11 protein-coding genes and 1 pseudogene are annotated in these 11559 nt (G+C 71.1%); 9 read left to right on the plus strand and 3 right to left on the minus strand.

From position 1 onward, the window contains the following. Window positions 1-70 precede the first annotated feature (70 nt). Window positions 71-757, plus strand: a pseudogene (locus ACWEVN_RS41495) (SbcC/MukB-like Walker B domain-containing protein); the annotation flags it as partial. Between the two features lie 21 nt (window positions 758-778). Continuing rightward, a complete protein-coding gene (locus ACWEVN_RS41500) occupies window positions 779-970 on the plus strand; it encodes a DUF1737 domain-containing protein (RefSeq protein WP_308673855.1) in 192 nt (63 codons plus the stop codon). Here the strand turns inward: ACWEVN_RS41500 and ACWEVN_RS41505 are convergent. Further along, window positions 967-2349 carry an AlkA N-terminal domain-containing protein gene (locus ACWEVN_RS41505; protein WP_452054934.1) on the minus strand — a complete coding sequence of 461 codons (1383 nt, stop codon included), beginning with the start codon at window positions 2347-2349 and terminating at the stop codon, window positions 967-969. The two genes, ACWEVN_RS41500 and ACWEVN_RS41505, sit on opposite strands and share 4 nt — an antisense overlap. A 102-nt stretch (window positions 2350-2451) precedes the next feature. Between ACWEVN_RS41505 and ychF the strand changes: the two genes are divergently transcribed. Further along, entirely contained in the window at window positions 2452-3534 is a 1083-nt protein-coding gene (gene ychF / locus ACWEVN_RS41510) for a redox-regulated ATPase YchF (protein WP_449684633.1), read from the plus strand. A 59-nt stretch (window positions 3535-3593) separates the two neighbouring features. Here ychF and ACWEVN_RS41515 read toward each other — a convergent pair whose 3' ends face one another. Further along, window positions 3594-5444, minus strand: a complete 1851-nt coding sequence (locus ACWEVN_RS41515) for a GmrSD restriction endonuclease domain-containing protein (protein WP_452054935.1) — start codon at window positions 5442-5444, stop codon at window positions 3594-3596. Between the two features lie 184 nt (window positions 5445-5628). Between ACWEVN_RS41515 and ACWEVN_RS41520 the strand changes: the two genes are divergently transcribed. From ACWEVN_RS41520 to ACWEVN_RS41530, 3 genes are read left to right on the plus strand one after another with little or no spacing between them, the layout of a single operon-like run. Next, window positions 5629-6222, plus strand: a complete 594-nt coding sequence (locus ACWEVN_RS41520) for an ArsR family transcriptional regulator (protein ID WP_452054936.1) — start codon at window positions 5629-5631, stop codon at window positions 6220-6222. Next, on the plus strand, window positions 6219-6686 hold the full coding sequence (locus ACWEVN_RS41525; protein ID WP_452054937.1) for a hypothetical protein: 468 nt from the start codon (window positions 6219-6221) through the stop codon (window positions 6684-6686). The genes ACWEVN_RS41520 and ACWEVN_RS41525 overlap by 4 nt, the downstream gene beginning before the upstream one ends. Beyond that, window positions 6686-7027: a hypothetical protein gene (locus ACWEVN_RS41530; RefSeq protein ID WP_452054938.1), complete on the plus strand. Its 342-nt coding sequence runs from the start codon at window positions 6686-6688 to the stop codon at window positions 7025-7027. Before ACWEVN_RS41525 ends, ACWEVN_RS41530 begins: the two co-directional genes overlap by 1 nt. A 366-nt stretch (window positions 7028-7393) precedes the next feature. On the opposite strand, the gene ACWEVN_RS41535 is transcribed toward ACWEVN_RS41530, so the two are convergent. Next, window positions 7394-7672, minus strand: coding sequence for a 4a-hydroxytetrahydrobiopterin dehydratase (locus ACWEVN_RS41535; RefSeq protein ID WP_449684629.1), 279 nt, complete (start codon window positions 7670-7672; stop codon window positions 7394-7396). A 160-nt stretch (window positions 7673-7832) separates the two neighbouring features. On the opposite strand from ACWEVN_RS41535, the gene ACWEVN_RS41540 reads away from it, so the two are divergent. The 3 genes from ACWEVN_RS41540 to ACWEVN_RS41550 all read left to right on the plus strand — a co-directional run bounded on the left by ACWEVN_RS41540 (window position 7833) and on the right by ACWEVN_RS41550 (window position 11553). Then, window positions 7833-8873, plus strand: coding sequence for a thiamine ABC transporter substrate-binding protein (locus ACWEVN_RS41540; protein WP_449684628.1), 1041 nt, complete (start codon window positions 7833-7835; stop codon window positions 8871-8873). Window positions 8874-8983: 110 nt separating this feature from the next. Further along, on the plus strand, window positions 8984-10540 hold the full coding sequence (locus tag ACWEVN_RS41545; RefSeq protein WP_452054940.1) for an ABC transporter permease: 1557 nt from the start codon (window positions 8984-8986) through the stop codon (window positions 10538-10540). Beyond that, on the plus strand, window positions 10540-11553 hold the full coding sequence (locus ACWEVN_RS41550; RefSeq protein WP_452054939.1) for an ABC transporter ATP-binding protein: 1014 nt from the start codon (window positions 10540-10542) through the stop codon (window positions 11551-11553). The genes ACWEVN_RS41545 and ACWEVN_RS41550 overlap by 1 nt, the downstream gene beginning before the upstream one ends. Window positions 11554-11559: the final 6 nt, after the last annotated feature.

The following is an 11559-nucleotide window of genomic DNA, read 5'->3' on the forward strand; positions in this document are numbered from 1 at the left end:
ACACCCACACCACCCACACCCCCCCCCCCCCCCCCCCCCCCCCCCCCGCCCCCCCCCCCCCCCCCCCCCCGCGGCCCAGCTGGCCCGGGCCCGCGCCGATTCCGCGTACGCGGCGCTGCGGGTGGCCACCGCGCAGCACGAGCAGCTGACCCGGCTGGCGGCGCTGCTGCGCAAGGCGCTGGCCGGGCTCGCGCCGGCCGAAGCGCAGTACGCCGAGCTGCGGGCGCTCGCGGAGGTCGTCAACGGGCGCGGGCAGAACAGCCGCAAGATGTCGTTGCGGTCGTACGTCCTGGCGGCACGCCTCGAGGAAGTCGCGGTCGCGGCCACGCACCGGCTGCGCACGATGAGCCAGGGCCGGTACTCGTTCGTGCACTCGGACGCGGCCGGCGCGCGCGGCACCCGCGGCGGGCTGGGCATCGACGTGCTCGACGACTACTCGGGCACCATCCGGCCGGCGAAGACCTTGTCCGGCGGCGAGTCGTTCCTCGCGTCGCTGGCCCTCGCGCTGGGGCTGGCCGACGTCGTCGCGGGGGAGACCGGCGGCGCGCTCCTGGACACGCTGTTCGTCGACGAGGGCTTCGGCACGCTGGACGCCGAAACCCTCGACGTCGTGATGAACATCCTCGACGAACTGCGGGCCGGTGGGCGGGTGGTCGGGCTCGTGTCGCACGTCGAGGAACTGCGGCAGCGCATCCCGACCCGGCTGCGCGTCCGCAAGTCCCGCACGGGCTCCACATTGGAGGTGCGCGCGGGCTGAGCACTGAGCCAAGATGAAGCCATGACCGACCAGCCGCCGAACGGCCTGCCCCGCTACCGCATGCTCACCGGCCCGGACGACGCCAAGTTCTGCCACCGGGTCAGCGAGGCGCTGGAGCTGGGCTACCGCCTGTACGGCTCGCCGGCCGCGACCTACGACGGCGAGCAGGTCATCGTCGCCCAGGCCGTGCTGTGGCAGGGCGAACAGGGCTAAGCGGCTGCGCGCCGGAGGTACATCCCGGCGTAGGAGCACCACGGCGTCCACGCCCGGGCCCGTTCGCCGAGCGTTTCCGGCGTGATGCCCAGGCCCGAGGCGCCGCGGCGGACGGCGGGGTCGTCGGCGAGCAGCACGTCCGGGGCGCCGAGGACCCGCATCACCACGTAGTCCGCGGTCGGCAGGTCGACGCACGTCAGCAACTCGGCGCGCAGCTCCGCCGCGTCCCGGCCGACGTGCACGTCCAGCCGGCCCTCCGCCAACGCGGCGATCGCGGCGTTGCCCGGCACGGCCGCGGCGACCTGGGCCGCGGTTGGGAACAGCCGCGTCACGCCCCACTCGCCCGGCACCTCGTCGCCGAGCGGCGGCACGACATCGAGTACCGCGCGGAGCAGCAGTTCCTCGCCGTCCACCGTGCCCGGCACCCGCATCCCCGGCACGGCCACGACCACCGGGGCCAGCGCCGGGTCCGCGCCGAGCACGCGGCTGACGGCCGCGGGGTCGGCGTCCAGGTCGAGCAGCCGGCGCACCCGGCTGACCGCGCTGCCGAGGTCGCGCAGGTCGGTGAGCATCAGCTCGCAGCGCACGTGGTCGGGCGAAGGCGTCAGCCGCACGACACCGGTGCCGTGGGAGAGCCGCAGCGTGCGCGCGTAGGCCTCCGACGTCACTTCCTCAACGCCCGGCACCGCGTTGTCCGCGAAGAAGCGAAGCAGCCCCGAAGCGTCGAAGGGCGGCCGGAACGGCAACCTCAGGCTGAGCCGGGTCCCGGTGACGTCGCTCTGTCGTCCACGCCGGGACGCCGCGAAGGCGCGAAGCTGCGAAGGCGTCGTCGCGAACACTTCGCGGATCGTCTCGTTGAACTGCCGCACGCTGGAGAAACCCGCCGCGAAGGCGACGTCCGTCAGCGGCAGCTCCGACATCTCGATCAGCAGCCTCGCCGAGTGCGCGCGGTGTGCCCGGGCCAGTGCGAGCGGGCCCGCGCCCAGCTCCGCGGTCAGCACCCGGCCGAGCTGGCGTTCCGAGTACCCGAGCCGCCGGGCGAGCCCGGGGACGCCTTCGCGCTCGACGGTCCCGTCGGAGATCAGCCGCATCGCCCGCGCGGCCAGGTCGGCGCGCACGTTCCAGTCCGGCGAGCCGGGCACGGCGTCCGGCAGGCAGCGGCGGCAGGCGCGGAAGCCGTTGGCCTGCGCCGCCGCCGACGTCGGGAAGAAGCGGACGTTCTGCACCTTCGGCGTCGACGCCGGGCAGGACGGGCGGCAGTAGATCCCGGTGGTGCGGACGGCCATGATGAACTGGCCGTCGAAGCGCGAGTCGCGGGCGGTGACCACGCGGTAGCAGCGTTCGGCGTCGCGCCAGAGGGAGAGCGTTTCGGTGACCATTGACCCGAGCATGCCAGCAGGTCAGCGCGGTCGCTGGCGGAAATCCGCCACGGCGTTGGGTGCGTGGGGCGCGACCGGGGCGGACACGTAGACTGTGGGGTCGTGAGCCTCACCCTCGGTATCGTCGGCCTGCCCAACGTCGGCAAGTCCACCCTGTTCAACGCGCTGACCCGCAACGACGTGCTCGCCGCGAACTACCCGTTCGCGACGATCGAGCCGAACGTCGGTGTCGTGCCGCTGCCGGACCCCCGGCTGGACAAGCTGGCCGAGCTGCACAAGTCGGAGAAGATCGTCCCGGCCGTGGTGTCCTTTGTGGACATCGCGGGCATCGTGAAGGGCGCCTCCGAGGGCGCCGGGCTGGGCAACAAGTTCCTGGCGAACATCCGTGAGGCCAACGCGATCTGCCAGGTCATCCGCGTCTTCGACGACCCCGACGTGGTGCACGTCGACGGCCGGATCGACCCGTCGAGCGACATCGAGACGATCAACACCGAGCTGATCCTCGCCGACCTGCAGACGCTCGACAAGGCGCTGCCGCGGCTGGAGAAGGAAGCGCGGACGAAGAAGGAGAACAAGCCCGCGCTGGACAACGCCCAGAAGGCGAAGGAGATCCTCGACGCCGGGCGCACGCTCTTCCAGGCGCAGAAGGAAGTCGACTTCGACGCGCTGCGCGAGCTGAGCCTGCTGACGACGAAGCCGTTCCTCTACGTCTTCAACGCCGACGAGTCGGTGCTCACCGACGAAGCCCGCCGCGACGAGCTGACCAAGCTGGTCGCGCCGGCGGACGCGGTGTTCCTCGACGCGAAGGTCGAGGCGGAGCTGCTGGAGCTGGACGACGAGGAGTCGGTGCGCGAGCTGCTCGAGTCGGTCGGCCAGCCGGAGCCGGGCCTGTACTCCCTGGCCCGCGCGGGGTTCCACACGCTCGGCCTGCAGACGTACCTGACGGCGGGCCCGAAGGAGTCCCGCGCCTGGACGATCCCCCAGGGCGCCACGGCCCCCCAGGCGGCGGGCGTCATCCACACGGACTTCGAGCGCGGCTTCATCAAGGCGGAAATCGTCTCCTACGACGACCTGATGCAGGCGGGCTCGATGGCGGCCGCCCGCGCGGCGGGCAAGGTCCGCATGGAGGGCAAGGACTACATCATGGCCGACGGCGACGTGGTCGAGTTCCGCTTCAACGTGTGACCGTCTTCGTGCGGGAAGTGAGGGCTTCCCGCACGAAGACGGGTGGTATTGCGTCGGCCTCAGTCCGCCTCGTCCGGACTCTCGCTGACCTCCGCGGTCGCGAATCGGGCGGAGTCCTCCTGGGCCTCTCCGGCATCGACGTCACGGGGGACGGGTTTGCCCATCGCCTCTTCGACCAGCTTGCACAGTGACTCGCGGCGGTCGGCGAAGTAGCCGTCGAAGTCGTCGGCTCGAAGCTTCTGGGCCGGTACGCAGTGGGATCCGAGCAAGGCATCGAGCGAGTCGGCCGAAATCTGCGCCTTCTGCTCGATCAACTGCAGGTACTTCGATGGCGCTGCGCCGCCGATCGCCCGGTTGGTGCGCGCCGAGAGTGCAGTCTTGTTGACGATGCTCTCGCGGCGTTCGTCGTCGATGCCGTGTTCGAAGCACCACTTCTTGGGGAAGATGTGGTGAATGTCGACCGAAAGGTTGACGTATTGGACTTTGTCCAGCGCTTTGTCTTCCATCCAGTCGCGAGCATGGTTGCCGAGCAGCAGCGCGTAGATCCCCTTGTACGCGGCCGCACCCCTCGTCCTGAGCGAGTGCAGCCTCGATTCAACGAACGTCGCATCCTGCACGGTGTTGGGGGTTGCCGCGCCGTCATGGCGGCGCGCCCAGGCTGGGACGAGTTCGAGATCGCGGACGAACCGGGTCTCGATGGCGCCGCCGTACAGCTCACCGAGGATGCCGCACCAGAACCAGCGGGTGATCCGTTCTCGCGGGCCGATGAGGTCCGCGTCGGATCCCATCACGACCTTGATCGCGGCGAGCGGTACCAGTTGCTTGGGATAGGGCAGGAAACGTGCATCGAAGATGTGCCGGTCGGCGAGGAAGTCGGCTGTCCAGATGAACGCCTCGCGCAGCGGTCCGACCCATTCGAGGTAGTCGTTCAGCGTGAGCTTGAGGACGTCCTCGCGTTTGGCCGAGACAGCCGGTGGCCGGGTACCCGCGCCGGCCGCCCGATTGCGCTTCAGCGTTGCGAGCAGGGTCACGGCCTGCAGGAAATCCGTGTTCTCCAGCCCGGAGAGCACCGGATACGAGGAGAACTTGGCTTCGGTTTCCTTCCAGTCGTCGTTCAGCCGGAAATCCGCGCCTGTGGCGTTGAAGTAGTCCTTGTCGCCTGCGAAAGTCGCGGTGAGGAGTTCGAACACGTTGAGGGACAGGCCGCCGGTGTTGACCTTCTCGAACACCGTGGCGACCGCTGCCTTGCTCGTCGAGTTGTCCAGTTCGATCGCGGGAATGTTGTACGTGGTGACGGGTTGGACCACCCGGGCGTGGAACTGCGCGGCCTGCTCTTTGTCCTCGAGAGCGAACAACCAGTTCACGGTCTCGGCGCCGGCGAACAGCAACCGGAGCGGGAAGCAACCGCCGGCACGTTCCTTCTCCGGTGTGGACAGGTCCCGGACGATGTCCTTGCCGAAGTTGGTGCGCTCGAAACCGTCCCCCGGGACGGAGATGACTGCTTCGTCGATGCGGTCTTCGCCCTCGAGGGCCAGGGCCATGTCGACGTAGTAACGCCGGCTGAGCAGCTTGCCACGGCCGTCCATCGTCGCCACGACACCGTCGCCGGTGAGGGCCTGGGTCAGCGAGGTGAGCCGTTGCTGCCCGTCCAAGAGGAGGAGGTCCGGAACGGCGTCCGGTGCCGGTCTCGCCCCCTCCAGCGGCTTGGGCTTGAACCGCACCTGGTCATTGCCGGTTTTCAGCAGCATGACGACGCCGAGCGGGTGGCCGCGCAGGATGGTCACGAGCAACTGGCGGATGCGCTCGTCCTCCCACTTGTAGCCGCGCTGGAAGTCCGGTAGCTGGATCCTCCCGCTCGTCGTCCACTTCAGGTATTCGGACAGTTCGTAAAGCGGGGTCTGGAAGCCCACTGGTTCTTCCCGCCCTTCGAGGATCGGCGATCACCGCAACTACCGGCTCGAAGTCGTGTCGGCTCGATCATCTGTTACACGGCCGGCGGCTGTTCGACGACCTGAACTCGGGGAGGTCGGCCGCTCAATGTGAGCGTCGGCTACCGACTGTTGTTTTCATTGGACGCAGGATATACTGCGTCCAATGAAAGCTTCGCCGAGCTTGCTGCCCCTACTGCGGTCGCGCATGCAGGGTGAGCTGCTCGCGCTGGTCCTCCTCCACCCGGAGCGCGAGTACAGCATCACCGAGCTCGCCAGGGCCTTCGGGGTCTCGGCGACCACCGTGTTGCGTGAGGTCGAACGGCTCGTCGGCGGGGGCATCCTGGAAGACCGGCGGGTGGGCCGCAGCCGGCTCGTCAAAGCCCGTACGGACACTCCGCTCTACCGGCCGCTCAGCGATGTCATCGCGGTCACCTTCGGGCCGCTTCCACTGCTGGCCGAGGCGCTGTCCGGCCTCGCCGGCGTGCGCGAGGCCTACATCTACGGGTCCTGGGCCGCGCGCTACAGCGGGGAAGCGGGGCCGCCTCCGGGTGACGTCGATGTCCTGGTCGTCGGGTCGCCCGACCCGGATGCGCTGTTCGATCTGGCCGAGGGTGTTTCGCGGCGGCTGGACCGGGAGGTCAACGTCCACCGCATCTCGCCGGAATCGTGGGCGGCGGAGAGCAGCACCGATCCGTTCCTCACCAGCGTGCGCGAGCGTCCGCTGGTCCCGCTGCCGCTCTCTCAGGAGGCAGGATGACCCGCTGGAACCAGGGCCGCGCCACGATCGACGCCCTCCTCGCGCGCGGCTCCCTCGAACGCGTCCCGGCTTCACGGGACGTCGCCGATACGGAGATCGCCCGGGCTCGCACCCACGTCGATTCGGCGCGGCAGCTGCTGAACTCGGACCCCGAAGGCGCCTACACACTGCTGTACGACGGCGCTCGCCGCGCACTGGCAGCCGTCCTGCAGAACCAAGGCCTGCGCGCGACGAGCCGGGGTGGTCACGTCGCCGTCTACGAAGCGGTTCTCGCGCAGCTCGATCCGCCGCTGGGGCCGCTTCTGCGTCCCTTCAACCGGATGCGGGTGCGGCGCAACGAGGTCGCCTACCGCTCGTCCGAGGCGCCTTCGGTGACGGCCGAGGACGTGACGGCCGACGTGGCGAAGGTCGAGGACCTGATCGGGGTCGCCGAGAAGACGATCCCGAACATGGCCCGCTACTGATGGCGGCCCGCCCGCTGACCGCGAACGAGCGGACGACGCTGGACACGCTGCTCGCGGCGGACTTCCCGGGCGCGGTGGAACTACGGGCGCAGGCCGCCACCGCCCGGGTGACCGGGCGGTGCGGCTGCGGGTGCCCGAGCATCGACCTCGAGGTGGACCGGACGCTGCCGGTCGCGGAGGTCGCCGACATCCCGGTCGCGGTCGAAGCCGACGCGCCCGGCGGCGGTCTCATCGTGTTCGTCGCCGACGGCCGGTTGTCCTGCCTCGAATACTGGGGCACGGAAGACGAGCTCCCGGCCGAGTTTCCGCCGCCCGGGCAGATCGAGCTCGGAGCGGACTAGCCGAGCAGGCCCAGCAGGGCGATCGCGATCAGCACCACCGCGGGGGCGAGGGCGTTGATCCAGGCGCGCTGGGCGGCGGTGAGAGCGGTGCTGTTCATGGCGTTCCCTACGGGCGAAAACCGATGCTTCCGCAGGATCAGCGCCTCGATCATGCTCCGCGTTAGCCGCTGTGATCGAACTCTCAGCTGTCCAGGTGGCGGCGGTTGCGGACGGTGAACCAGAGCACCCCGCCGGCCGCCGCCACCATCGTGGCAAAAGCTGCCGTTCCGACCACGATTGCCTGCGTCATCTCTGTTCTCCCTTCCGAAGGTTCCGGTAACCGGGAGACGTCGGGGGCAGGCAAAAGTGCACTGAGCGTAACCAGGGTCACACCAGGACGGCGTCGATCTGGGCCGCGAGAGAAAAGTCCTTCGCCGTCAGGCCGCCCGCCGAATGCGTGGAGAGCCGGAACGTCAGCGTGCGCCAGCGGATGTCGATGTCCGGGTGGTGGTCGGCGGCCTCGGCCAGCTCCGCCACCCGGTTCACCACCTCGATCGCCCGGGGGAAGCTCGACAGCTCCACCTCGCGGGAGATCACCGCGCCGGACCGCGTCCAGCCCGCGCCCAATCGTGCGTCGGCCTCGGAGTCGCTCAAGATTTCCGTCATGTCTCCATCGTCCTGCGTCCTGGACTACGCTGCACGGTTGCCACGGGAGTCCGGCGGGTGCCGGGCTGAGAGGCGGGTATCCGCGACCGTTCGCACCTGACCGGATCATGCCGGCGACGGGAGGGCTTCCCTCCGCGTCCGGCGAAGTGCAGGAGGGTAGATGAAACGCAGGGCTGCGACGGCCGTTGCCGTCGTCGGCGTGGTCGCCGCGGGGTGCTCGCTGTCGGACGGTGACGGTGGCACGCAGCAGACGCCCACCGTCACCCTCGTGACGCACGCCTCCTTCCTGGCGCCGCAGGAGGTGCTTGATGCCTTCCAGAAGCAGTCGGGCATCAAGATCTCCGTGCTCATGCAGGGCGACGCCGGCTCGCTGACCAACAAGCTCGTGCTGACGAAGGCCAACCCGATCGGCGACGTCGCGTACGGCGTCGACTCCACCTTCGCCTCCCGGGCGCTGACCGAGGGCGTCTTCGAGCCCTACACCAGCCCCGAAGCCGACCGCGGGCCCCAGCGCTACGCCGTCGACCCCGAGCACCGGCTCTCCGCGGTCGACGTCGGCGACGTCTGCGTCAACGTCGACACCAACTACTTCACCGCCAAGGGGATCCCGGCGCCGTCGAGCTACGACGACCTGGCCGACCCGAAGTACAAGGACCTGCTGGTCGCCGAGGACCCGGCGACCGCGTCCCCCGGCCTGGCGTTCCTCCTCGGCACCATCGCCAAGTACGGCGACGCCGGGTGGAAGGACTACTGGGCGAAGCTGAAGGCCAACGGCGTCAAGGTGGTCAGCGGCTGGGAAGAGGCCTACACCAAGCAGTTCTCCGGCTCGTCCGGCAAGGGGCCGCGGCCGATCGTCGTCTCGTACGCGTCGTCGCCCGCCGCCGAGATCGGCGACGACGGCAAGCCGCGCACCAAGGCGCTGCTCGACACGTGCTACCGGCAGGTCGAGTACGCCGGCGTGCTGGCGGGCGGCAAGCAGGTCGAGAACGCCCGCAAGGTCGTCGACTTCCTGCTCTCGCAGCAGTTCCAGGCGACGGTCGCGGCCAACATGTACGTCTACCCGGCGCGCCAGGGCGTCGACCTGCCGCAGGGCTGGGCGCAGGCCGCGCCGCTGCCGCAGAAGCCGCAGACGCTGCCCGCGGACCAGGTGCAGGCCGGACGCGAGAAGTGGATCGGCGAATGGCGCACGCTCGTGCAGTGACATCCGAGGCTCCGCCTCGGGCCGGGGGCTCCGCCACCCGGAGCCCCCGAAAAGCACCAGTCCTAGCCCCACCTCGGACCGCGCGAGGCCTCGGCCTGGCCCTCCTCGGCCTGGCCCCGATCGGCTTCCTGGTGGTGTTCTTCGCCTGGCCGGTGCTGGCGATCGTCGGCCGCGGGTTCGCCGCGGGCGGTCTCGACGTCGTCCTCGGCGACCCGCGGACCTGGCAGCTGGCGCTGTTCACCGTCGCCAGCGCCGCCGGGTCGACGGTCGTCGCGGTGCTGGCCGGCCTCCCGGTGGCGTTCCTGCTGGCCCGCGTGCGCCTGCCGGGCGTCGGCCTGGCGCGGACGCTCGTGCTGGTGCCGTTCGTGCTGCCGACCGTGGTCGTCGGCCTCGCGTTCCGGGCGCTCTGGCCGGACGGCGGTGTCCTGCCGATCGTGCTGGCCAACGCCTTCTTCAACGTCGCCGTCGTCGCGCGGACCGTCGCCGGGCTGTGGGCGCGGCTGGATTCGCGGACGGCCGACGCCGCCCGGGCGCTCGGCGCGTCGCCGTGGCGGGCGTTCCGGTCGGTGACGCTGCCCGCGCTCGCCCCGGCGGTCGCGTCCGCCGCGGCCGTCGTGTTCCTGTTCTGCGCCACCAGCTTCGGCGTCGTCCTGATCCTCGGCGGCGCCCGCTACCGGACCCTGGAAACCGAGATCTACCTGCGGACCGTCGACCTCCTCGACCTCTCCGGCGCGGCCGCGCTCTCGCTGATCCAGTTCGCGGCCGTGGTCGCCGCGCTGGTGCTCGGCGGGCTGGCGCGGCGGCGCAAGGAGGGCGCGCGGACCGGGTCCGGCGGGGCGCGCCGGCCGAGGGGCGGCGAATGGTGGGTCGTCGGCGCCGCGGGCGTCGTGCTCGCGCTGCTGGTGACGCCGATCGTGGCGCTCCTCGCCGAATCGCTGTCCACAGAGGACGGCTGGAGCCTCGCCGGGTACCGGGCGCTGACGAGCACCGGCGAGAAGGGCGCGCTCCAGGTGTCCGGCTGGGACGCCGCGCTGAACTCGCTCAAGGTGGCCGTCGACGCGACGCTGCTCGCGATGGTCGTCGGCGTGGTCGCGTCCGTGGTGCTGGTGGCGCTGCGCCGGTCGCCCGCGAAAGCCGCGCGCGGGCTGGGCGAGACGATGGACGCCGTCCTGATGCTGCCGCTCGGGGTGTCCGCGGTGACCGTCGGGTTCGGCTACCTGGTGACGCTCGACGCGCTGCCCGGCGACCTCCGGACGTCGCCCTACCTGGTGCCGCTGGCCCAGGCACTGGTGATCATCCCGCTGGTCGTGCGGATGGTGCTGCCGGTGCTGCGCTCGGTCGACGTCCGGCTGCGGCAGGCCGCGTCGACGCTCGGGGCGAGCCCGCTGCGGGTGTGGCGGGAGATCGACCTGCCGCTGACGCTGCGGCCGCTGGTCGCGGCGGCGGGCTTCGGCTTCGTCGTCGCGCTGGGCGAATTCGGCGCGACGAGCTTCCTCGCCCGGCCGACGGCGCCGACGTTGCCCGTGGCGGTCGCGACGCTGATGGCGCGCCCGGGGGAGCTGAACAACCAGATGGCCTACGCGGCGTGCGCGTTGCTGATGCTCGTGACCGTGCTGGCGGTCGCGCTGATCGACCGGCTCGGGCGCGGCGGGGTGGGAGAGTTCTGATGGCGTTGTCGGTACGGGACCTGACTGTCCACTACGGAACGTTCGTGGCGGTCCGCGACGCCCGCCTGGACATCGCCGACGGCGAGGTGCTGGCCCTGCTCGGCCCGTCGGGCTCGGGCAAGTCGACGCTGCTGCGCGCGATCACCGGCCTCGAGCCGTCGGCCCGCGGCTCGGTGAGCTGGGACGGCGAGGACCTCGGCGCGGTCCCGGTCCACCGCCGCGGCTTTGGCCTGGTGTTCCAGGACGGTCAGCTGTTCACCCATCGTGACGTCGCCGCGAACATCGCGTTCGGCCTGCGGATGCACGGGGTGCCGCGGGCGCAGTGGGCGCCGCGCGTGGCCGAGCTGCTGGAGCTGGTGGGGCTGTCCGGCTTCGAGAAGCGCCGGGTGACGGAACTGTCCGGTGGCCAGGCGCAGCGGGTGGCGCTCGCCCGGGCGCTGGCGCCGAAGCCGCGGTTGCTGCTGCTGGACGAGCCACTGTCCGGTTTGGACGCCGGGTTGCGCGAGCAGCTGGCGATCGACCTGGCGGACCTGTTGCGGCGCAGCAAGATCACCGCCCTGCTGGTGACGCACGACCAGGAGGAGGCGTTCACCCTGGCCGACCGGGTCGCGGTGCTGGACGCGGGGGAGGTCCGCCAGGAGGGCGCGGTCCGCCGGGTGTGGCGGAACCCGGCGGACGACGACGTGGCCCGGTTCCTGGGGGTGACGACGTTCGTGGACGGCACCGCGGCGGCCGGGCGCGTGCACACGGACCTGGGCGACCTGGTCCTCCCGGACGTCGGCGACGGCCCGGTGCGGCTGGGGTTGCGGCCGCACGCGCTGAAGGTGGCCCCGGACGGCGTGCCGGGCGAGGTCGTGGCGGCGGTGCACCGCCGGGAACACGTGCGGCTGGTGGTCCGGCTCAACGAGTCCACAGTGGACGCAGTGGCCCCGGCGGCGGCGGACCTGCGCGCCGGCGACGCCGTGCGGCTCGCGCTCGACCCCGACGGGATGGCGGTGGTCGGCCGGTCGTGAGTGGTA

Source organism: Amycolatopsis sp. NPDC003861, from assembly GCF_053605405.1.